At 67.6% G+C, this 20,325-nt stretch carries 20 protein-coding genes; 6 read left to right on the forward strand and 14 right to left on the reverse strand.

All coding sequences use genetic code 11. The features are described 5' to 3' along the window. Nucleotides 1-8: 8 nt before the first annotated feature. The 4 genes from DDE10_RS05825 to DDE10_RS05840 all read right to left on the reverse strand — a co-directional run bounded on the left by DDE10_RS05825 (nt 9) and on the right by DDE10_RS05840 (nt 3,615). Nucleotides 9-1,553, reverse strand: a complete 1,545-nt coding sequence (locus DDE10_RS05825; RefSeq protein ID WP_114951813.1) for a L,D-transpeptidase family protein — start codon at nt 1,551-1,553, stop codon at nt 9-11. Between the two features lie 123 nt (nt 1,554-1,676). Further along, nucleotides 1,677-2,024, reverse strand: coding sequence for a GFA family protein (locus DDE10_RS05830; protein ID WP_114951814.1), 348 nt, complete (start codon nt 2,022-2,024; stop codon nt 1,677-1,679). A gap of 24 nt (nt 2,025-2,048) precedes the next feature. After that, nucleotides 2,049-2,876, reverse strand: a complete 828-nt coding sequence (locus tag DDE10_RS05835; RefSeq protein ID WP_114951815.1) for a phosphodiester glycosidase family protein — start codon at nt 2,874-2,876, stop codon at nt 2,049-2,051. Next, nucleotides 2,857-3,615 carry an SDR family NAD(P)-dependent oxidoreductase gene (locus DDE10_RS05840; RefSeq protein WP_114951816.1) on the reverse strand — a complete coding sequence of 253 codons (759 nt, stop codon included), beginning with the start codon at nt 3,613-3,615 and terminating at the stop codon, nt 2,857-2,859. Before DDE10_RS05840 ends, DDE10_RS05835 begins: the two co-directional genes overlap by 20 nt. Before the next feature lie 134 nt (nt 3,616-3,749). On the opposite strand from DDE10_RS05840, the gene DDE10_RS05845 reads away from it, so the two are divergent. The 3 genes from DDE10_RS05845 (at nt 3,750) to DDE10_RS05855 (ending at nt 6,330) form a co-directional block, all read left to right on the forward strand. Next, nucleotides 3,750-4,094 carry a GntR family transcriptional regulator gene (locus tag DDE10_RS05845; RefSeq protein WP_114951817.1) on the forward strand — a complete coding sequence of 115 codons (345 nt, stop codon included), beginning with the start codon at nt 3,750-3,752 and terminating at the stop codon, nt 4,092-4,094. A 482-nt stretch (nt 4,095-4,576) separates the two neighbouring features. Then, a complete protein-coding gene (locus tag DDE10_RS05850; RefSeq protein ID WP_114951818.1) occupies nt 4,577-5,002 on the forward strand; it encodes an MliC family protein in 426 nt (141 codons plus the stop codon). 164 nt (nt 5,003-5,166) lie between these two features. Further along, nucleotides 5,167-6,330 carry a hypothetical protein gene (locus DDE10_RS05855; RefSeq protein ID WP_162806370.1) on the forward strand — a complete coding sequence of 388 codons (1,164 nt, stop codon included), beginning with the start codon at nt 5,167-5,169 and terminating at the stop codon, nt 6,328-6,330. A gap of 29 nt (nt 6,331-6,359) precedes the next feature. Here the strand turns inward: DDE10_RS05855 and DDE10_RS05860 are convergent, their stop codons facing one another. Continuing rightward, a complete protein-coding gene (locus tag DDE10_RS05860) occupies nt 6,360-8,060 on the reverse strand; it encodes an acyl-CoA dehydrogenase (RefSeq protein WP_114951820.1) in 1,701 nt (566 codons plus the stop codon). A 53-nt stretch (nt 8,061-8,113) separates the two neighbouring features. Here DDE10_RS05860 and DDE10_RS05865 point away from each other — a divergent pair, with 53 nt between their 5' ends. Continuing rightward, nucleotides 8,114-9,028, forward strand: a complete 915-nt coding sequence (locus DDE10_RS05865) for an L-threonylcarbamoyladenylate synthase (RefSeq protein ID WP_114952270.1) — start codon at nt 8,114-8,116, stop codon at nt 9,026-9,028. A 111-nt stretch (nt 9,029-9,139) separates the two neighbouring features. Here the strand turns inward: DDE10_RS05865 and msrA are convergent, their stop codons facing one another. Genes msrA through DDE10_RS05880 form a run of 3 tightly spaced genes read right to left on the reverse strand, consistent with a single transcriptional unit; the run spans nt 9,140 to nt 12,326 of the window. Further along, nucleotides 9,140-9,688 carry a peptide-methionine (S)-S-oxide reductase MsrA gene (gene msrA / locus DDE10_RS05870; protein ID WP_114951821.1) on the reverse strand — a complete coding sequence of 183 codons (549 nt, stop codon included), beginning with the start codon at nt 9,686-9,688 and terminating at the stop codon, nt 9,140-9,142. A 16-nt stretch (nt 9,689-9,704) separates the two neighbouring features. Beyond that, nucleotides 9,705-11,666, reverse strand: a complete 1,962-nt coding sequence (locus tag DDE10_RS05875; RefSeq protein WP_114951822.1) for a PAS domain-containing sensor histidine kinase — start codon at nt 11,664-11,666, stop codon at nt 9,705-9,707. Nucleotides 11,667-11,669: 3 nt separating this feature from the next. Continuing rightward, nucleotides 11,670-12,326, reverse strand: coding sequence for a response regulator transcription factor (locus DDE10_RS05880; RefSeq protein WP_114951823.1), 657 nt, complete (start codon nt 12,324-12,326; stop codon nt 11,670-11,672). A 134-nt stretch (nt 12,327-12,460) separates the two neighbouring features. Between DDE10_RS05880 and DDE10_RS05885 the strand changes: the two genes are divergently transcribed. Further along, nucleotides 12,461-12,682 carry a hypothetical protein gene (locus DDE10_RS05885; protein ID WP_114951824.1) on the forward strand — a complete coding sequence of 74 codons (222 nt, stop codon included), beginning with the start codon at nt 12,461-12,463 and terminating at the stop codon, nt 12,680-12,682. Here DDE10_RS05885 and ligD read toward each other — a convergent pair. Then, a complete protein-coding gene (gene ligD / locus DDE10_RS05890; RefSeq protein WP_162806372.1) occupies nt 12,642-13,517 on the reverse strand; it encodes a non-homologous end-joining DNA ligase in 876 nt (291 codons plus the stop codon). The genes DDE10_RS05885 and ligD overlap by 41 nt on opposite strands. Next, the gene (locus DDE10_RS05895; protein WP_114951826.1) at nt 13,514-14,572 is read right to left on the reverse strand and encodes an ATP-dependent DNA ligase; all 1,059 of its coding nucleotides are present in this window, start codon (nt 14,570-14,572) and stop codon (nt 13,514-13,516) included. Before DDE10_RS05895 ends, ligD begins: the two co-directional genes overlap by 4 nt. A gap of 199 nt (nt 14,573-14,771) precedes the next feature. Between DDE10_RS05895 and DDE10_RS05900 the strand changes: the two genes are divergently transcribed. Beyond that, the gene (locus DDE10_RS05900) at nt 14,772-15,452 is read left to right on the forward strand and encodes a murein L,D-transpeptidase catalytic domain family protein (protein ID WP_284734470.1); all 681 of its coding nucleotides are present in this window, start codon (nt 14,772-14,774) and stop codon (nt 15,450-15,452) included. Here the strand turns inward: DDE10_RS05900 and DDE10_RS05905 are convergent. From DDE10_RS05905 to DDE10_RS05920, 4 genes are all read right to left on the reverse strand, one after another. Continuing rightward, a complete protein-coding gene (locus DDE10_RS05905) occupies nt 15,431-16,960 on the reverse strand; it encodes an FAD-dependent oxidoreductase (RefSeq protein WP_114951828.1) in 1,530 nt (509 codons plus the stop codon). The genes DDE10_RS05900 and DDE10_RS05905 overlap by 22 nt on opposite strands. An 80-nt stretch (nt 16,961-17,040) precedes the next feature. Next, entirely contained in the window at nt 17,041-18,282 is a 1,242-nt protein-coding gene (locus tag DDE10_RS05910; RefSeq protein WP_114951829.1) for a L,D-transpeptidase family protein, read from the reverse strand. Between the two features lie 175 nt (nt 18,283-18,457). Next, the gene (locus DDE10_RS05915; RefSeq protein ID WP_114951830.1) at nt 18,458-18,865 is read right to left on the reverse strand and encodes a DUF4383 domain-containing protein; all 408 of its coding nucleotides are present in this window, start codon (nt 18,863-18,865) and stop codon (nt 18,458-18,460) included. A gap of 116 nt (nt 18,866-18,981) precedes the next feature. After that, on the reverse strand, nt 18,982-20,253 hold the full coding sequence (locus tag DDE10_RS05920) for a dicarboxylate/amino acid:cation symporter (RefSeq protein WP_114951831.1): 1,272 nt from the start codon (nt 20,251-20,253) through the stop codon (nt 18,982-18,984). Nucleotides 20,254-20,325 lie beyond the last annotated feature (72 nt).

The raw sequence follows: 20,325 nt of genomic DNA on the forward strand, positions 1-20,325 counted from the left end.
GGCGGCAGTCAGGAGCCCGCTGCGGCGACCCCTGCATCGGGCAGGCGGGACAACAACGCGTGGTCACGCCGGTAGGGATCTGACCCGAACCGGACGCCGTCGCCCGTCGGCAGGACGGTGAGGTAGGTGATGTAGACCGGCACCGGCTCGGGCAGGTCCACCCTCTGCTCGGCCGCTCCGCTCGGCTGTGGCGCGGTCCCGCCGAACAGCCAGCGGGCGAGCCGCGGCGCGTCCTCGAGTCGGACGCAGCCGGAGCTGATGCGCCGGTCTTCGTGACTGAAATGCTCTCGGAGCGGCGTGTCGTGCAGGTAGATGCCGAGATCGTTGGGCATCATGAACTTGACGGCGCCCATCATGTTGTGCGGACCGGGCCGCTGCCGCAGGTTCACGTAGCGCCGGCCCGAGGCGACAGCGCGCCAATCGACCCGGCGCGGCGACAGCGTCCGTGCGGATCGCGACCAGTCGGTCAGGACCTGAAGGCGCTCGCCCTCGATCGCGGCGGGACCGCGGCGCAACGCCTTGCGCGCCCGGTCGCGGATCAGGTCGGGAGGCAGGTTCCAATAGGGGTTGAGCACCGCAAAGCGCAGCAGCCCGGCCATGGCTGGCGTCTGCATGCCCACCTTGCCGACGACGACGCGCATGCTCCCGGTGAGCCGACCGTCCTCGACCGTCCAAAGGCGCGCCGAGGCCGCGTCGACAAGGATGTAACGGCCGCGGCGCACGGGAATGGCCCGGGCCCGCTCGATATTGGCGAGGATCAGCCGCTCATAATGAGCGGCGCCGCGATTGAGGGCAGCCAATGTTGCGGCATCGGGCCTCCCGGTCGCGGCGAGCCCATGCACGCGCTGGAAGTCGCGAAGCCGATCGGCGAGCGCGGCATCGGGGGCATTCTCGGCGACGCCGAGGCGGCGCCTGAGCCGTCGCGCCGTCTCCACTGCGGCGCCGTCCCGCAATTCCGGCTCCACGGGGATCTCGAACTGGGGTAATGCCGACCAGCGGCGCCGATAGACGTCGAGCCCTCGCCGCAGGCCATCGAGCGCCGGATTGGTCCGGCCGGCGCGCTTGAGCACATCGTCGAGCGGCATTGCGGCGGCCTCGTCCAGCCAAGCGCGAAGATCAAGGGGCTCGGGTGCCAGTTGGTCGTCGACGTAGCGCATCGTTACCAAGGCAGGCGTGGGGTGGATCGCGCGCAGATGGTCGGCGAAGGCCGCGGTGAGCAGGAGGTCGGCGCGCGCGAGCGCGTGCCGTTCGCCGCCGACCGCCGCCGCGACCGCGCGCCGCAGCTCTGCGGTCACCGTTCCGGTTTCGGTCGCCATCGCCAGAAGCCGGTACGCCTCCGGCCGCAGGCGCGAGCCGACTACCCAGAGCGGCCGGAAATCCCTCTCGAGATAGAAGCCCGAAATCTCCGGTCCGAGGTCGAGCGCCCGAGCCGGTTCCGGCGCGGCGACGGCCAACGCCGCGGGGGACCGGGACGGCAAGGATCCATAAGCGGCGATGGCGGCGAAGCCGCCGGCAAGGGCGAGAGCCCTGAGCAGGCGAAGGCGCTTGCGCATGGTGGTTCCGGCCCCGCTTACGCGAGGCCGGTCCGCTGGTCGACCAGCCCGCGAAGAGCGTCCCGATCTCGCACAGGCGTTCGCCGGAGCGTCGGATCGACCGCCTCCATTGGCGGTGCGCGATTAGAGGCTGGCGCCGTCGAACTGGCTGAGCACGAGCGCGTCGAGATCGACATCTTCCGCGCAGCGCAAGTTGATCTCGACCATGGGCCCGCTCGGCCCGACGCCCTCGGCAAAGGGTGCGCAGCCGCATGTCTTGCAGAACATGTGGCGGATGTTGCCGCTCCTGAAGGTGTAGACGCTGATCTCGTCGCGCGGCGTCTCCAGAGTGAAACGGTCGGGCGTGGTGAAATGGTGGACCGGTGCCTTGCGACGGCAGATCGAGCAATTGCAGGTCATCGCTTCGGCCGGCGGGTCCTCGTCCACCGTGTAGCGGACCTTGCCGCAATGACAGCTGCCGCTGAACGCCATGTCATCCTCCTCTTGAACCGGATCTCACTGCCCCGAGCGGCGGAAGACGGCCACCATCGGTCCGAGCGAATCATAGGCATCCTGCCGCTGCGCTGCCGGGTCCCAGAGGCTGGAGACCGCGCCGTCGAGGAAAAGTGCATCGTCGCAGCCGAGCGAGTCGCGGAAGAAGCGGGCGAAACGTCCGAAGGAGACCGGCTCCTCGCTGACGGCGAACCAGGCAATATGTGCATCATCGACGCCGACGCCGTTGCGGATGTGGAGCGACGGGCCGTTCGGCTGGATCCGCGGGTGAATCGCGCCGTCGCTGAGGAGAAGCGGCCCGGATTGTGTCGCCCATCGCGCCGATCCGGCCCAGTCCTCGCTGTCGACGATGGACGGAGTTCCGTCGTCGGCGACGGCGAAGACCCCGTTGGGCTTCATGTGGAAATTGCCCGGCCCCTCGCGGCGATTGATCGCGTGCCCTTCCACGGCATCGGCGACGTAGAGGCCGATGGGCCGCCCGGCTTCGTCATACATGCCCGCATTCATCGCGAAGAGGAGGTCCGCGGCGCGCTCCCCGAGATGCGCTTCCAGCCGATCGAAGCTGCGCAGCGGCCCCGCCTGATCTTCCACGAAGAGGGCGATGTCGTGCTCCCTCCTGTCATAGCGACAGGCGGTGAAGGCGCTGCCTTCGAACTCCCGCTGCTCGCAATGTCCGGCAACGATCTGCTCGCGCGCAGGTGTCGGCGATGGCGGCGCCGTCTCCTCGCCGCAGGCGGCGAGCGCGGAGATCAGGCAGAAGAGGGCGGGACGGGCGAGGATTCCTGCGACTCCCCGGCCTCGGGGGCGGCGTTCAGAGGGAATAACCGCCATCGCTGACGAGGCAGGCACCGGTCATGAACGCGGCCCGATCGGAAAGGAGGAAGGCGATCTGCTCGGCAATCTCCTCGGGGCGGGCGAAACGGCCCAGCGGCGTCGCCATCTGCGCCATCGCCTTGAAGACCGCGTCCTCCCCTTTCTCCTCGATCATCTCACGGATTTCCGGCACGTCGCGCCAGATCGGAGTCTCGACGCCTCCCGGCGCGATCGCATTCACCCTGATTCGGCTCGCCGCCCCCTCCTTGGCGGCAATGCGGGCGAGCTGGAGGACGCCGGCCTTCGAGGCGCCATAGGCGCCCACGCCCGGCTCCGCCTTTATGCCGGAAACCGAGGCGGTAACGACGATGGCGCCGCCTCGGCCGGCCGCCGCGATCGCGCGCATGGCGGCCTGGAGGGTGAGAAAGGCCCCGTCGAGGTTGACCGCCATCACCCGCCGCCAGTCCGCGAAGGCGAGCGAATCGATCGTTCCGCCGGTGGCGATACCGGCATTGACGACGGCATGGGTGAGGCCGGTGAGATCGGCCGAGGCCCAGAGCCTTTCATCGGACACGTCGCCGACCAGCATCTGGCGCTCGCAGGGGAGGGAGAAGGCGAAGTCCCGAAGCAGGTCCTCGTTACAGTCGCACAGGATGAGCTTCTTCGCCCCGTCGCTCGCGAGTCGAGTCGCGACGGCGGCGCCGATGCCGGAGGCAGCACCGGTGACGAGGATCACGCCATTGTCGAATTCGGACACGTGCCCCCTCTAGAGGCTGTCTCCCGCAGTTGGAACCGCCTTGTCGGTGGGCGCCGCATCCCCCGAACGTGGAAATTAGGACGCTAGCATATTGTGGACTTGACCCGGCTGGTGTGTTAGTACAGCATAACGCGATGAACGAAGAGCGCCCCGTCTATCTCCGCCTGCGCGATCGCATCGCCGCAATGATTCTCGATGGAAAGGTGGCGGACGGCGATCCGCTTCCGTCCGTACGCAGCCTCGCTGCCGACTTCGGAGCCAATCCGCTCACCGTTGCCAAGGCCTACCAGACCTTCCAGGAGGAAGGCTTGGTCGTCGTCCGGCGCGGGGTCGGAATGTTTGTCGCCGCCGGGGCAGCCGACCGACTCCGGAACGCCGAACGCAAGGACTTCCTCGATCATCGCTGGCCCGCGATCGTCTCCCATATGCGCCGCCTCCGCCTCGATCCCGAGGAACTGATCGACCGCGCCTTGGCCTGATCCGGCCGGGTCTCCGGCCCACTTGGATTCCGAGCCGGGCCAGACACAATCGACACACTTTCGGTGACGGCGCGGCATATCGGGGAAACAGCGCTGCGCCAGATGCAGGTGGTCCGCCGGCGCGGGGCTGCCCTTGCCCCCCCATAGGCCCCCGCCGGCGGCGATCATGTCTCTTTCGGCCTTCGCACCCTTGTCGCGGCGTACGCATATTTCGTCGATGAAACGACACGGCTCGCCGCGACTGACGTAGAGGGACCGCCATAGATTTCGAGCTGTCGAAAGGAAGTTCGACATGAGTCCGTTACGCGCTTTCCTGCTGTCCTTTGCCGCCGGCCTGGCGGTGCTCTTCAGCGGCCATGGCCTGGTCGACCTGATGGTCGCAGATCCGCCGTCGAACCGCATCACGGTCTGATCGGCTTGTCGCGGCTTGATTTCCCAGGCCAGGTGCCGCACGATCCTTCAAACCAGGCGCGGAGGTGAGAATGAGAGTTTCACCGGTCTTTGTCGCCGCGATGTCGCTGGCCCTGCCGACTGCCGCTTTTGCGGCGGGACCATCGGGTCCCGTGCGGACCGGGCCACCCGTCATTCCCTATCTGTGTCACGATGGTCGCGTGGCGAACGTCGTCTATGAGAATGGCAGCGACTATCTGCACGCGCGGGCCAAGCTCACCTATGACGAGCGCACCGTCGAGCTCGGCGCAGCGCCGACGCTCTACGGCATGCGTTATCGCAGCGCCGAGGCGCAGCCGGCGTTAGCCTGGTCGCTGCGCGGCGAGGAAGCCTGGCTGACCGAGTCACCCGACGAGGATGGCTATACCCGTGCCGAACGGGAGATCGCGCGCTGCGTGCGTCTTCGCGGGGGCCTTCCCGAAGAGGGTCACAGCGAGGATCACGGCGTCGACCACTGAACCGGCCCGATCGCCTCTCAGCGCCGACTGTGACCGATTTGCCGCACCGCCACTGCGGTTCAGCGTCAGGACATTGACTCCCCGTTAAATTACCGGCCGATGGCTCCTATGTGATCGTGCCGGCCGTCGAGGCCGCTTGAGTGGGTCGGGCTGGGATTTCGATGGTGAGCGACAAGAGTGGCCTATGGTTGGCCGGCTTCGGCGTGCTGTCGCTGGGGGCGGCGGTAGCGGCGCCGGCACAGGACGGCGACGGCAACGGCGTCATCGGTCCGCCGCAGCTCAAGGATTTCCGGCTGCCTCAAGGCGAACGCAGCGCACCTCTCGTGATCCCTCCCCCGACGACGGCGCCTTCCCAGCGCCCGGTCGAGCTGGCGCCGGCGCCGCCGCCCGCGGCCTCACCCTCGCCGACGCGGCCCGGCAACGCGGCCGCTCGGCGTCCCGCGACCGAGCCGGCCCGGCAGGCCTCGCCCGCGGTGCCGGGGACGAGCCAGCCGGTCGCGCCTTCGGCCGGAGCGTCGGGCCAGGAATCGGCAGACCGGATCCCGGAGGCGCAGACCGAGTCCGCTCCCGTTCCCATTGCGGATACGGTGCCTGAAACAGTGGCGCCGGCGCCCGTTGCTGCACCTCCGGCCGAGGCACCACCGGCGGCGCCGGATTCCGGCAGCTTCGGCTTTCTCGCTTATGCCGTTCCGGCGGCCTTGCTGGCGTTGCTCGGAATCGTGCTGGTTCGCCGCCGCCGACGCGTGGCCGATCAGGCGCCGGTGCCGGACGTGCGCGTTCCGGCGGCGGCGCCGCCCAAGCCGCGGCCCGATCCGATGCCGCGGCCATGGCTGGAGCTGACGCTCAAGGCGGAGCGGGCATCCTTCACGCCGACCGAGGCGGTCGTCCTGTTCGAGCTCGAGATCGCGAACAAGGGCAAGGCGCCGGCGCGCGACTTGCGCATCGACGTGAAAATGTTCAACGCCGGCGCCGAGCAGGACAAGGAGATCGGCTCCTTCTTCAAGACGGCGGGGCGGGAGACGACCAAGCTCAAGCTGCCGGCGGTCGAGGCCGGGGTTACCGGGGTCATCCAGGGCAGCGTCCGCATGGCCGTCGAGGACATCCGGGCGATGCGGCTCGACGAGAAGTTGCTCTTCATCCCGGTCGTCGCCGTCAATGCCCTCTACGACTGGGGCGAAAACCGCACCGGCCAGACCTCGCGTTCCTATATTGTCGGGCGCGAGCTCCAGGAGGCGAGCGAAAAGATGGGCGCGTTCAGGGTCGACCAGGGCCCGCGCGTGTGGCGCGCCGTCGGGCAGCGCGAGCACAGGCTGACCAAGCGGGTCTGATCATCCGCCGGCGGCCGGGATGGCCCGCCTCAGGCCGCGAAGGCTTCCTCCGATACGGCATAAAGCGGCGCAGCGCCGGCCATCGCCGAAGCCTTCCGGCCGATCGCCTCCGGGACGATCTGATCCAGATAGAATCGCATCGCGCCGCGCTTCATCGCCGCGAATTCTTCGGGAACCGGGTCCGCTTGGAGCGACGAGGCCTGGCGGATCATGAGCCAGCCGGCGACGGCCGTCGCGAGCATGGTGAGGAACGGATAGGAAGCGGCGAGGCGATCGTCTCCGTCCGCCGTCAGCAGCTGCTCGGCGACCTCGCCGCACGCGTCGATCAAGGCAACGATGGCGGGCTCCGCGCCTGAATCCTCACGCATTTCCGCGAGCAGGCGACGCAGGACGCCGCCGCCGTCCATGGCCAGCTTGCGGCCGACCAGGTCGGCCGCCTGGATGCCATTGGTACCTTCGTAGATGGGCGAGATGCGCGCGTCGCGATAGTGCTGGGCGGCCCCTGTCTCCTCAACATAACCCATGCCGCCGTGGACCTGGACGGCGAGGCTGGTCACCTCGACGCCGACATCGGTGCCATAGGCCTTGACCAGGGGCGTGAGCAGGTCGGCGCGGGCCTTGGCCTCGGCATCGCCGAGATTGCCGCGATCGATCCGCCCCGCCGCATAATAAGTGAGCGCGCGCGCCGCCTGGGTCAACGCCTTCATCCGCAGCAGCATTCGGCGCACGTCCGGGTGCTCGATGATTCGCGCCGGCCGGCCCTCGCGTGCGCCCTGGACCCGTTCGCGGGCATAAGCCACTGCCAGCTGGCTCGCCCGCTCAGCGATCGAGACTCCCTGGAGGCCGACATTGAGCCGGGCATTGTTCATCATCGTGAACATCGCTGCCATGCCCTTATTCTCGTCGCCGATCAGCCAGCCGACGCAACGATCCTCGTCGCCATAGGACATGACGCAGGTTGGCGCGGCGTGGATACCCAGCTTGTGCTCGATCGAGACACAGCGAAGGTCGTTCCTCGTCCCGTCGGCAAGGATCTTCGGAACGAGGAACAGGGATATGCCCCTGGTCCCCTGCGGCGCGCCCGGCACCCGTGCCAGGACGAGGTGGACGATGTTGTCGGCGAGATCATGATCGCCGAATGTGATGAAGATCTTCTGTCCCTTGATCCAATAACTGCCGTCGCCGACGGGGTCGGCCCGCGTCTTGAGCGCCCCGACATCGGAGCCCGCCTGAGGCTCGGTCAGGTTCATGGTTCCGGTCCATTCGCCGCTGACCAGTTTGGGGAGCCACGCTTGCTGGAGCTCCGGTGAACCGTGATGGAGCAGTGCCTCGATCGCGCCCGGCGACAGCATCATCACCAGCGAGAAGCCCATATTGGCCGAGCCGAGATCCTCCATCAGCACGGTGGCGAGGCTGAGGGGGAGGCCCTGGCCGCCAAACTCCGCCGGTGCCGACAGCGTGTTCCAGCCCCCTGCGACATAAGCCTGATACGCGTCGCGGAAGCCTGCCGGCAGGGTGACGCCGGCGCCGGACCATTTCGCGCCCTCGGTGTCGCCGAGGCGGTTAAGCGGCGCGAACGTCCCCCCCGCGAAGGCACCGGCGCCGTCGACGATCGCATCGACGAGGTCCGGCGTCGCCTCGGCGAAGCGCTCGTGCGCGGCCAGCGCGTCGATCCCGACAATGTGGCGGAGCAGGAATTTCTGTTCGTCGAGAGGCGGCGCGTAGGTCATGGCGATCCGGCGAAGTTGCGCAAAGGAGAGGGTGGCTATAGCCCGCCGCGATGATGGCGCAAACGAAGCTGCTTCCCTATGGCCGCGAGGCGATCGCCGAAGCGGCGCGGCTGATCGGCGAGGGCTTCCCAGTCGCCGTGCCAACGGAGACCGTCTATGGCCTCGCCGCCGATGCCACTGACGGCGAAGCCGTCGCGCGCATCTACGCCGCCAAAGGCCGGCCGTCCTTCAATCCCCTCATCGTCCATGTCGCGGATCTCCGCCAGGCGGCCCAGCTGGCGACTTTCGGAGAGCAGGCGCTGGCGCTGGCGCGTCTCTACTGGCCTGGGCCACTGACCCTCGTGCTGCCGCTGGCGAAGGACAGTCCGGTTGCGTCGCTGGTCACCGCCGGACTGCCCACCATCGCGGTCCGCTGCCCGGCCCATCCGGCGATGCGCGACCTGCTCGCCGCGACCGGAAAGCCGCTGGCGGCCCCGTCGGCCAATGCGAGCGGCCGGATCAGCCCGACCCGTGCCGAGCATGTCCTCGCAAGTCTCGGCGGCAGGATTGCGCTCGTGATCGACGCCGGCGCCACGAGCCACGGACTGGAATCCACGATCGTCGCGGTGGACGGCGACGCCCTTCGCTTGCTCAGGCCGGGGCCCATCGACCTGGGCCTGGCCACGGCCGAAGCCCAGCTCATCGAGGCGCCCGGACAGCTGGCCAGCCATTATGCGCCGGCCAAGCCGGTCCGGCTCGAAGCGAGCGAAGCAGCCGCCGACGAATGGCTGATAGGGTTTGGCGGCGTGGCAGGGGATTCGAGCCTGAGCGCCTCCGGCGACCTCGTCGAGGCGGCCGCGTCCCTGTTCGACCGGCTGCACGAAGCCGAGGCTTCGGACCGGAATCGCATCGCGGTGGCGCCGGTGCCGGGGGAGGGGATCGGGAGCGCGATCAACGACCGGTTGAGGCGAGCGGCAGCGCCGCGGTAGAGGCCGTTCCTCGCCGCGCACGCAGGGGAGGGGCATCGGCGCCAAAGAACCCCTCCACCAGGCTTCGCTTGGTTCCCCTCCCCACAAAATTGTGGGGAGGAAGGCGGGGCCTCATCCCTCCGCGGTCTGGTTCTTCAGCCTCGCCGCAAAGCTCTTGCGCAGCTTCTGAAGCTTGGGCGGGATGGTAGCCAGGCAATAGGGATTGCGCTGCCCTTCGCCCTCCCAATAATCCTGATGGTAATCTTCCGCGGGCCACCAGTCCGACAGCGGCTCGATTCGGGTGACGATCGGATCGGGCCAGTCGGCCTGGGCACGCTGGATGGCGCGCCGCGCCGCTTCTTCCTGCTCGGGCGAATGAGGAAAGATGGCGGAGCGATATTGGGTGCCGACGTCATTGCCCTGGCGATTGAGCTGAGTGGGATCGTGCGTCGCGAAGAAGATGTCGAGGAGCTCGTCGTAGCTGATCGCCTCGTCGTCATAGGTGATGCGGATGGCTTCCGCGTGGCCGGTGTCGCCGCCGCACACCTGCTTGTAGCTGGGTTCGGCGATGTGGCCGCCGGTATAGCCGCTGTCGACGGCGGTGACGCCGATCACGTCGCTGAAAACGGCCTCGGTGCACCAGAAGCATCCGCCCGCCAGGGTCGCCTGCTGGGTCGCCATGATCTTGCTCCTTTCCTCAGGTCGAGTTTCTCGGGGGCTCGGCGCGGGGCAGGGTGAAGCGGAAAACGGCTCCACCCGCCGGACGATTCTCCGCCCATATCTTGCCCCCATGCAGCTCCACGATCGTGCGGCTGATGGCAAGGCCGATCCCCATCCCACCGCTCTTGGTCGTCACGAAGCGAGAGAAAAGGGTGTCGAACTGCTCGGGCGCGATTCCGCCGCCGCTATCGGCGACCTCCACCTCGACCATCGTTCCGGCGGCATGGGTGCAGATGTCGATCTCGCGTCGCTCCGACCCGCCAATCGCCTCGACCGCGTTTCGGATCAGGTTGATCAGCACCTGTTGGATCTGGATGGGGTCGGCGCGGACCCAGGCGGCGTCGCGGTCGAGGTGGATCCTGTGACGGATCCCGAGCGCACGCGCGTCGACGAAGGCGACAACCGCCGCCTCGTCGATCAACGTCGGCAGATTCTGAGTCTGGACCGAGACGGTGCCGCGGGAAACGAGGTCGCGCAGGCGCCGAATGATCTCGCCGGCCCGATTGGCGCCGGCGGCCGCGGCCTCGAGCGCCTCGATCAGCTCCGCCTGCTTCGCCGGACCGGCGGCGGCGAGTCGCCTTGCGCCGCTGATGAAGTTGCTGAGCGCCGCCAGCGGTTGATTCAGCTCGTGGGCCAACGTCGAGGCCATCGTTCCCATGGCGCTGACCCGGGACACGTGGATCAGTTCGGCCTGCATGCGGCGGACCTCGGCTTCGGCGCGCTTGCGCGCGGTCACGTCCGCCATGGCGCCCACGGCGCGGCGAGGCTCGCCTTGAGGACCGCGGATGATGAAGCCGCGATCGAGCATGTCGGCATAGTCGCCGTCGTCGCGCCGGAAACGATATTCCTCAGACCAGAGGTTGCCGTCGCCGTCTATGGCCCCCCAGAAGCTGGCGAGGACCCGATCCCGCTCCTCCGGGTGGAGACGGTAGGCCCACCAGTCCAGCCGGCTCATTCCGGCTGAACCGGTATCGGCGCCCAGGATGACGGCGCTGTTCTCGCTCCACTCGAGCCGATCCCCCGGAATGTCATAATCCCAGACCGCCTCGCCGGTGGCCTCGATTGCCAGCCTGTATCGCCGATCGATCTCACGCCTGGACTGATCCGCCAGCCATTCGTCATGAATGTCCTCGCCGACTCCGTACCAGCGGGTGATGCGTCCTTGCTCATAATGGGGTACGGCTCGGACGCGGAAATAGTGATAGCTCCCGTCGCTGACCCGGAGGCGCACTTCGGCGGAATAGGGACTGCCGCGCGCGATCGCTTCCGCCATTCCCTCCATGAAGCTTTCGCGCTCGTCGGGATGAAGCGCACGGCTTGGGTCGTCTTCCGGGCTCAGGCCGGTGATCTCGAGGAATCGAGGACTGAGCGTTCGGCCGGTGCCGTCAGGACCGATCGACCAGACGATCTGTCGGGTCAGGTCAAGAGTGATGCGGTGCAACTGCTCGCTTTCGCGAAGCCTCCGCTCCGCCTCCCGCTGCTTGTCGATGTCCTCGGTCGATCCATACCAGCAATCGATTCGCCCCTGGGCGTCGCGCACGGCCATTGCCCGCGAGCGCAGGGCTCGCGTCGAGCCATCCGCGAAAAGCCCCCTGAACTCGACCTCGAATGGCTGGCCGGTGGCCAGGCTGCGATTCCACTGATCGACAAGGCGCTGGCGGTCCGAGGGATGCACTCGCTCGACCCAGCCGCCTTCGAGCGCGAGCGCATCCTCCATCCCGATGAGCGTGCTGAAGCCGGTCCCGACTTCGAGGAGATGGCCGGAAGGATCGGCGCACCAGACTAGCGACTCGGCGAGCTCCGCGGCATGGCGATACATCGCCTCACGGGCGCGAAGCGTCTCGAGCTCGGCGCGCAGGCGATCGATCTCGCTCGGCGCCACGTCGGGTCTCTCCCCGGCGAGATCGGCCTTGTCCGCGTCGGGCGGAGGCGAGGCCATGATTCAACCCTCGTCGGCGTTCGCGGGATCGACGCCTGCTTCGAGCGCGAGCGTGAGCGCTTCCGCGAGGCTCGCCACCTGGAGGCGATCCATCATATTGCCGCGATGCATCTCGACGGTGCGGAGGCTGATCCCCAGCCGGGCGGCGAGCTGCTTGTTGGACTCCCCGGCGAGCAGGCCGCGCAGAACGTCGGTCTCGCGCGCGGTGAGCTGGCCGACCCGATCGCGCGCCGCGCGCTTGCGCCTTCCGCTCGATTCGCGCTGGTCGAGCAGGGTGAATGCGTTGGCGAAGCAGGCGAGCAGCGCATCCTCGGAAAAAGGCTTCTCGATGAAGTCGATGGCGCCAAGCTTCATGGCGCGGACCGCGACCGGAACCTCGCCATGTCCAGTCATCACGATCACCGGCCAGTCGATCTCCCGTTTCGACAGCTCCGTCATGACGTGAAAGCCGTCCATCTGCGGCATCCTGAGATCGAGAAGAATGCAGCCCGGCTGAAGGTCGGGAATGGCGTCGAGGAAATCTTCGCCCGAAGCAAATGGATGGGAACGTATTTCGGAGGCGCCAAGCATGAAGCTCAGCGATCGGCGCACGTCACGATCGTCGTCGACGACGTAGACGAAGTGCGAACTCGTCGGGATTTTCTCGTTTTCTTCTGTCATGGCAGGCGCATCCAGATGACGCTTCGCCGGGAAAAGCGCAAGAGAGGCACACCTGCTCCGTTGGGCCGCACGCCCGCTTGTCCGGAACCTCTCCGCCGGGCGCCGGTTGAATGCCGCCGAGGGAGACTTGGGCGATGAACAGCGAAGAGGCGATCGGCCAGCCGAGCGATGTGGCCGCCGAGGACGGAGATGTGATTGTCGAGGGTCCTGACGGTGTCGCCGTGACCCTGACAGCCGAAGCGGCCGAGGAGACCGGCCGGCGGATGCTTCGGGCTGCCAGGGATGCCCGCCGTCAATCCGGCACGGGCAGCGATCCTAAAGTGCATGGGGATCCGGGAGACGCTGGCGCAGCTTGATCATGCCGGCCCATGGATCTTCGCGACCGGATACCAGCTTCGCGACGGTTCGAACGGTATAGCGGCCGGGATCGAGATCGGCATCGAGCGCGCCCCAGTCCAGCGGCAGTGCGACGGGAGCGCCGGGACGGGCCCGTGTGGAATAGGGGCCGACGGCGGTCGAGGTCGGATCGTTCCGAAGATAGTCGATGAAGATCCGGCCGACCCGCTCCGCCTTGGCGATACGGGTGAGATAGCGTGCCGGATCGTCGGCGGCCATCACCTCCGAGAAGGCCTTGGCCCAGCCCTTCACCTCGCGCCATTCGTGGACCGGATCTATCGGGACGACGACGTGCAGGCCCTTTCCGCCGGTCGTCTTGACGAAGCTGGCGAGGCCGAGCGCGTCCAGTCGCTTGCGCACCTCCAGGGCCGCCGCGACGACGTCGGCAAAGCCGAGACCTTCGTCCGGATCGAGATCGAAGATCACCCGGTCCGCCCGGTCCGGATGCTCGACCGTCACACTCCAAGGATGAATCTCGAGCACGCCGATCTGGACGAGCGCGACCAGGCCGGCGGCATCGCGGATGAAGAGATAGGGATTGTCGAAACCCGGCACTTTCACTTTCTCGATCTGGCGCGGAATTCCGGCGCCCGCGTGGCGCTGGTAGAAGCAGTTCTTCTGCCGCCCCGTCGGGCAGCGGACCATCGTGATCGGCCGCATCGAAACATGGGGGAGCATGACCTCGGCGACGGCCAGATAATGATCGGCGAGATCGCTCTTGGTGATACCCTGCTCCGGGTAGAGGATCTTGTCGGGGTTGCTGAGCCGCACCCCTTCGACGACCCGCTCGCTCATCGCGCACCCTCCAGCGACTGGATCAGCTCTCCGGGGCCGGCTTCGGGCTGAAGCTGGTCCATCCGGCATTGGCGGGGCGCCTTGTCCGGACGCCAGCGCAGGAACTTGGTGCCGTGGCGGAAGCGGTCACCGGTAATGTGGTCGTAGCGGACTTCGACGACCAGCTCGGGGCGAAGCGGCTGCCACTCGGCGGAACGTTCGGTGCTCCATCGACTGGGGCCTCCCGGCGCGCGCCCGGTGAAGCCGGGCGGTTCCACGATCGCCTCCAGCCTGGCGGTGAGCGAAGACTTCTCTTCCGCCGGAATTGCGGAGGTGAAGCCGACATGATTGAGCTTCCCGCTTTCATCGTAAAGCCCGAGCAGCAGGGACCCGATCCCGCCACCTTTGGCGGCATACCGAAAGCCGCCGACGACGCAGTCGGCCGTGCGCCTCTGCTTGACCTTGAGCATGGCCCGTTCGCCGGGTTCGTAAGCCGCGTCGCGACGCTTGGCGACGACGCCGTCGAGGGCGCCACCGGTGGAGGCGAGCCAGTCCTCGGCGATGGCGCGGTCCGTCGTGCATGGCGAAAGACGGACATCTTCCCGCGCCACTTGCTCGTGAAATTGTGCGAGTGCCGCCCGGCGGCTTTCGAGCGGGGAGCCGATCAAAATCTCGTCGCCGATCTGGAGGGCATCGAACAGGATGATCTGCGCCGGACTGGCCGCCGCAAGCTTGCGAATTCGACTCTCGGCGGGATGGAGACGCAGTTGCAGGGCGTCGAAGGAAAGAATGCCGTCGATCGGGATGACCAATTCACCGTCGAGCACCAAGCGGTCCCCGGGAAGCTGGCGTACGGCTGCCTCGATCTCGGGGAAGTAGCGCGTCAGCGGCCGCTCGGCCTTCGACTGGAGCTCGACCGCGTCTCCGTCACGATAGACGAGACACCGGAAGCCGTCCCATTTCGGCTCGAACTGCCAGCCCTCGTCGGTCGGCAGCGACTCGACCAGCTTCGCCTCCATCGGCGGCAACGGGCGATCGATCCCGAGGCGGTCGAATCGGGTCAGCGGGATCTCCATGGCATCGAGGCAAAGAGACGCGCGGGGTTCGACGCGGTTCCGGCACGTCTCATCGACAGCCTGAAAAAGACGTTAAGGATTGTTCCCTGAGATTGCGCCGAGACGCTTCAAGGCCGGGATGGGACGAGCCCAGGCTCTGTTCCTCCTGGTTGGAAGAATTGCAAAAAACCCCAGCTGGGATGTACCGGGGAGGGCGTTCATGATTTTGACGCGTAGGCAGATTATCGAGACCGGCGCCGCGACTGGCGCCCTTACCGTGCTGGCAAGCTCGCCCTTGCTCGCGCAGGTCGTGCAGCCTGCCGCCGCGACGGCGCCGCCAACATCGTCACCAACCGTTCCGGCGCGTCCCCGGGTCATGGTCGACCCGAGCGTCGACCCGCGCATCGTCACGCGGGCGCGCGCCGCCTTTGACCGGCACCGGTCGCAGATCGTCCACGGCGACATCGTCGGCATCGCCGACTTCACCAAGGTTTCAGCGGAGCCGCGTTTCTACCTGCTCGACACCAATAGCGGCGGGGTCACCCGTCATCTCGTCTCGCATGGTCGCGGCTCCGATCCGGCCCATACCGGCTTTCTGCAGCGCTTCTCCAACCAGATCGGCTCCGAAGCGAGTTCCGACGGCGCCTATCTCACCAGCCAATATTACCATGGCAAATATGGCCGCTCGATGCGCGTGCGCGGGCTCGATCCGTCCAACAGCAATGCGGAGACGCGGGCGATCGTCGTCCATACCGCCTGGTATGCGGAACCCGACGTCGTTACCCAGATGGGCCGCCTCGGGCGCAGCGAAGGCTGCTTTGCGCTGCCGCACCAGAGCCTTCAGGAAGTGCTCGCGCGGCTCGGGCCCGGCCGCTTCCTTTACGCGGACCGGCTCGCCTGATCCTTCTTTGAGACGTGCGGCGCCAGCGGCTTGACCGCCGGCCCGTGGATGACCGCGCCGTCGAGACCGAAGCGCGAGCCGTGGCAGGGGCAGTCCCAGGTCCGGTCCGTCTCGTTCCAGCCGACGATGCAGCCCATATGCGTGCAGACCGCCGAAACCGCGTGCAGCGCGCCGCCTTCGTCGCGATAGCCGGCGACATTGTGGCCGTCGACCTTGAGCACCGCGCCCTCGCCGGGACGCAAATCGTCGAAGCCGTGCGGCTTGCGTGAAAGGTAGCCGCCGACGAGGTCGGCGGCGACTTCCGCATTCGCCTTCAGGAAGTCCTTCGCACCGGCGATCGGCTTGATGCGCCGCGCGTCGAACAGGTCCAGCCAGGGATTGGCCCTGTCGGCAATGATGTCCGCCAGGAGGATCCCGGCGGCGGTGCCCATCGAAAGTCCCCACGCATCGAAGCCGGTGGCGACGAGGCAGGCGCCGGCGCCGCCGGACGACCAGCCGACGAAGGGTGCGTGGTCCATCGGCGTGTAATCCTCATTGGTCCAGCGATACTCCGCGGTCACGCCGAAATGCTCGGCGGCAAACCGCTCGATCTGCGCGAACGCCTGGCGTTCCTGGTCGACATGGCCGTGCTTGAACGTCGGCCCGGTGAAGATCATCCAGCTCCGGCCGTTCTCGTCGCGATGGCCGCGCAGAGAATGGTGGGGCGTCTCGACGCTGATGTGCATGCCCGCCGGCACGCGTGCCGGATCCGCCTGTCCCATGATCACCGGGTGCATGTGCGGGTGATTCTCGGCGTAGAAGAGGCCGGTTTGGCCGAGCGGCAGGTGGGTCGCCATGACGACATGCTTCGCCCGCACCGATCCGGCGTCGGTGGCGGCGCGGTCCTTGCCCCAGTCGATCACCCGGCTGCCCTCGAAGACATAGCCGCCATTCCCCGGCAGGGTCGCCGCGAGGCCCTTCACATATCGGGTGGGGTGGAATTGCGCCTGGTCGTCCCAGCGCATCGCGGCGAGCACGTCGAAGGGAAGGCCGGTATCGCGGGTCAGCGAAGCGGGGAGACCGAGCCTTCGCGCGAGCTCGACCTCCTTCTCGATCTCGGCGACGTGATGCTCCTCCTTCGTGTAGGTGAAGGCGGGCCGGCGCTCGAGGCTGCAGTCGATGCCGAGCCGGCCGGCGAGATCCACGACGGTGCGAAGGCCGGTCTCGTTGGCATCGGCATAATGCCGGGCGGATTCTTCGCCGAACTTCCGCTCGATCGTCGTATATTTGATATTGTGCTGGGACGTGACCTTGGCGGTGGACTTGCCGGTCACCTCCTCGCCGACCCGCCGGGCCTCAAGCAAGGCGAAGCTGAGCCCGCGCTCCTTGAGCTGGCTCGCCGTGGTCACCCCCACGATGCCACCGCCGATGATGGCGACATCGACCTCCAGATCGCCGGTGAAGCTCGGGAAGCCGCTCGCGGGCGCGGTGGCGTTCCAATAGGACTGTCGGCGGGCGGCTGCGGCCATGAGGTCTCTCCGGTGGGTGTTCACCGGGAGAACCAAGCTCGATTGCCGCTGTTCCAGCCCGCGCTCGCGGGCGCGACGGCTCAGCCGCCGATGCTGGCCTGCTGGGTGCCGGTGCCGGCGCCGCGGTTCAGCGCCTGCCGAACCGGAGCGTCGCGGCCGTAAATATCGGCATAGGTGACGATGTCGCCGTCATTGGTCGCGGCGGCCGTAAAATAGGCGATATAGACGGGGATCGGTGCCGCGAGCGGCACCGACTGCGTCTCTCCGGCCGCGATCGCGCGATCGATCGCCGCCCTGTCCCATTCACCCGCCGGGGCGAGGAGGTGGGCGGCGAAGTCGCGGACATTCTGGGTCCGGATGCAGCCGTGGCTGAACGCTCGAACCGGCCGCCCGAACAGGTTCTGCGCCGGCGTATCGTGCAGGTAGATGGCGTGATCGTTCGGCATCTCGATCTTGAGCCGGCCGAGCGCATTGCGCGGCCCCGGCGGCTGCCGGACGATCATCGTGCCGCCCTCGGTTCGGCGAACCTGATAGCCGGAAAAGCGCCCACCCATCTCGCGGATGATGCTCTGCGGCACGGTCCACCACGGGTTCATCGTCACCGCGGTCACCGAGGCGGTGAGCTGCGGAGTCGGCGTCCTCCGGGCGCCCACGACGGCGCGGTGGCGGGCGATCACACGACCGTCCTGGACGATGGCGGCCGTGAAGGCGGGCACGTTGACGATGACGTGGCGCGGGCCGAGATCGCGAGGCATCCACCGCCACCGCTCCATATTGGCGCGGATGAGCTGGCGCCGCGCTTCTTCGCTCTCCGGCGTCTGCGCCAGCGCCCGCTTGAGACCGACATATTGGGGATGCGTGGGAAGCAGGCCGTCCAGGATCGGTGCGACGCCGCCGCCGGCCGCCTGGGCCAGCAAGAGCTGCTGTCGGTTTCCGTCGAGGGCATTGTCGGGCATGTGCCAGTCGACACGGCCGTCGCCGCGGACGAAGCCGCCGCTGAGATCCGTGACGAGCCGCCTGAAGATCTCGTTCGCGGCCATCGTCAGCCGCGCCGGATCGCCGGCGTCGAGCGCCTGGCGAAGCCGCTCCGGCGAATAAGCTGAGGGATCCAGTCCCTCCTGCCCGATCGCCTCGACATAGCGAAGCAGTTCCTCGGCTGCGCCGCGGCGCCATTCCGCGACCGGGACAGGCATCGGTGCGGGGACCGGGGCCTGATATTCGAGGCGCGGCTCTGCCTGGGCAAGGGCTGTCTGGGCCGCCCCCGGCATGGCCGGTGAAGCGAGCAACAGGGCGAGCACGGAAAGCCGGATCGATCGGGTCATGCCCCGCTCATATAAAAAAGGGGCGGTTCGCGCCAGCGCTTTCCACGCCGGGGCAGATACCTGCCTCCCGGTTTACGGCATTGAAACTCCGAACTTTTCGCTCAACATAAACCTCGGATGAACAGGCCCCGTCGCCGGCCGTGCCGGTGCGGAGGAAGGCTCTCGTCGGGAGAGGTCAGGCGGTAGCCGGATTGCGGTGAACCCAGCCGAAATAGGCGCCGACCAAAGCGAGAAGCGCATGCAGCCAGATATCGTTTCCGTAGAGCGGGACCAGACCGAACATCGTGGAGAGGCCGGGGATGAAGCCGGCGACCGTCAGCACGGCGTAGATGATCGCCACTGCGCGGCCATAGTTGATCGAGCCGCCGAGCGACCTGGAAGCGACCAGGCCCCAGAGGCCGAACAGGATATGCACGGCATTGTGGAGCTCGTTGACAGGGAAGAGGCCGAGCAGCTGACCGCCATTGCCCATGACCGGCTCGTGCCCGTCGTGAAGCGGCTGCACGACGCCGGGGACGAAACCGAGGATGCCGACGGCGAGGAAGACGATACCGAAGGCCAGCGCGAATGTGCGAGTGCTCATGTCTGCTCTCCCTGATGTGACTGTTCTTACGCAGCACGATTCCGGCGCCCCCGAGGGTACGCTTTCGCCAGATGCATCGAAAGGCGTTTCGTTCCCGCAGCGGGGCCTGGCTGCGGTCAGGCGGGGTCGAGCAACCGGTCTTCCTCGGTCGCGGATCCGTCCGTGAAGCCGCTCCGCCGTGCCACCGTCGCCGTGGCGGCGACATCCATGCTGACATTGCCGACGGTGCGGACGAGATCCGGCAGGGTTTCGACCGCGATGAGCAGAGCGAGCGGCTCGATCGGAACGCCCATCGCCATGCAGATCGGGGCTATCGAGGTGACGAAGCTTGCCTGCCCTGGAATGCCGGCCGCGCCCATCGTCGTCGTCGCCGCCGCGGCCACGCCGATGGCGAGCTGCGCCGGGGTCAGCTCCATCCCGAACCAGTAAGCGATGTAGATGGCCACGGCGAGGTTCATCGCCGGCCCGGTCATCCTGAACACCGCGACCGCCATGGGCAGCAGCAGCCCGGAAGCGGCGACGGGCACGTCCAGCTTGTGAGCGGCGCGCAGCATCGCGGGCAGGCTGGCCAGCGACGACTGGGTGCTGAACGCGACCGCCTGGCTCGGCGCGATCGCGCGAGTGAAGCGCAATGGGGAGATGCGGGCGCCGACGGCCGCCACCGGCCAGGCCGCGAACCACAAAACGGCGCCGACTGCCGAAACGATCAGGACATAATGGAGGAGGGCCCCGAACGCCTCGCCGCCGGCGCGGGCGCCGACCACGTAAGCGAGCGCGAAGACGCCGATCGGGCCTATCCACAGGACCCAGCCGATCAGCACCAGCATGGTGTCGGCGATGGCACGGAAGAAGCCGACCAGCCGTTCGCGCGGCTCTTCGGGTAGCCGCGTCATCGCGAAGGCGAAGGCGAGAGTGAAGACGATCAACGGCAAGATCGCATCCTGGGCGGCGGCCGTGACGGGATTGGCGGGCACGATCGACTGCAGGAAATCCGCGAATCCGGGCACCTGGGCGACCGGCTGGCTCGTATCCAGTGCTGCGCGTAGCCGCGCGACCGACTCTGCCGGAAGCGGAAAGAGCTCGAGGAGCAAGGGCGTGAGCAGCGCCGCCACCAGCGCCGAAACCCAGAGCAGGAAGACGAAAAAGAGGAGCCCTCGGCCCGCCAATCGCCCGGCGCGAGCCGCCTCGGCCGATGCGGCCACGCCGGTGACGATCAGCGAGACGACGAGCGGGACGATCGTCATCTGCAGCGCGTTGAGCCATATGGCGCCGATCGGCTGGGCTATCCCGGTGCTTCGGCTCACCCATTCGGGGCCAAGGCCGATGGAGGCGATGCCGAGCCCGAGGCCGGCGACAAGGGCGAGGAGGATGCGGGTCGGCTGCGACATGGGGGACTGTGTATCGGTGCCCGACGGCGGGCGGAAGCATTGTTGCGACCCATCGCCATTCTTGGCCGGGCC

The sequence above is a fragment of the Sphingosinicella terrae genome, from assembly GCF_003347635.1.
In the GTDB taxonomy this organism is placed as follows: Bacteria; Pseudomonadota; Alphaproteobacteria; order Sphingomonadales; family Sphingomonadaceae; genus Allosphingosinicella; species Allosphingosinicella terrae.

Coding starts and splice junctions, on each gene's coding strand:
- DDE10_RS05825 (WP_114951813.1), bottom strand. CDS start 1,553: ATGCGCAAGCGCCTTCGCCTGCTCAGGGCTCTCGCCCTTGCCGGCGGC.
- DDE10_RS05830 (WP_114951814.1), bottom strand. CDS start 2,024: ATGGCGTTCAGCGGCAGCTGTCATTGCGGCAAGGTCCGCTACACGGTG.
- DDE10_RS05835 (WP_114951815.1), bottom strand. CDS start 2,876: ATGGCGGTTATTCCCTCTGAACGCCGCCCCCGAGGCCGGGGAGTCGCA.
- DDE10_RS05845 (WP_114951817.1), top strand. CDS start 3,750: ATGAACGAAGAGCGCCCCGTCTATCTCCGCCTGCGCGATCGCATCGCC.
- DDE10_RS05850 (WP_114951818.1), top strand. CDS start 4,577: ATGAGAGTTTCACCGGTCTTTGTCGCCGCGATGTCGCTGGCCCTGCCG.
- DDE10_RS05860 (WP_114951820.1), bottom strand. CDS start 8,060: ATGACCTACGCGCCGCCTCTCGACGAACAGAAATTCCTGCTCCGCCAC.
- DDE10_RS05865 (WP_114952270.1), top strand. CDS start 8,114: ATGGCGCAAACGAAGCTGCTTCCCTATGGCCGCGAGGCGATCGCCGAA.
- msrA (WP_114951821.1), bottom strand. CDS start 9,688: ATGGCGACCCAGCAGGCGACCCTGGCGGGCGGATGCTTCTGGTGCACC.
- DDE10_RS05875 (WP_114951822.1), bottom strand. CDS start 11,666: ATGGCCTCGCCTCCGCCCGACGCGGACAAGGCCGATCTCGCCGGGGAG.
- DDE10_RS05880 (WP_114951823.1), bottom strand. CDS start 12,326: ATGACAGAAGAAAACGAGAAAATCCCGACGAGTTCGCACTTCGTCTAC.
- DDE10_RS05885 (WP_114951824.1), top strand. CDS start 12,461: ATGAACAGCGAAGAGGCGATCGGCCAGCCGAGCGATGTGGCCGCCGAG.
- ligD (WP_162806372.1), bottom strand. CDS start 13,517: ATGAGCGAGCGGGTCGTCGAAGGGGTGCGGCTCAGCAACCCCGACAAG.
- DDE10_RS05895 (WP_114951826.1), bottom strand. CDS start 14,572: ATGGAGATCCCGCTGACCCGATTCGACCGCCTCGGGATCGATCGCCCG.
- DDE10_RS05900 (WP_284734470.1), top strand. CDS start 14,772: ATGATTTTGACGCGTAGGCAGATTATCGAGACCGGCGCCGCGACTGGC.
- DDE10_RS05905 (WP_114951828.1), bottom strand. CDS start 16,960: ATGGCCGCAGCCGCCCGCCGACAGTCCTATTGGAACGCCACCGCGCCC.
- DDE10_RS05910 (WP_114951829.1), bottom strand. CDS start 18,282: ATGACCCGATCGATCCGGCTTTCCGTGCTCGCCCTGTTGCTCGCTTCA.
- DDE10_RS05915 (WP_114951830.1), bottom strand. CDS start 18,865: ATGAGCACTCGCACATTCGCGCTGGCCTTCGGTATCGTCTTCCTCGCC.
- DDE10_RS05920 (WP_114951831.1), bottom strand. CDS start 20,253: ATGTCGCAGCCGACCCGCATCCTCCTCGCCCTTGTCGCCGGCCTCGGG.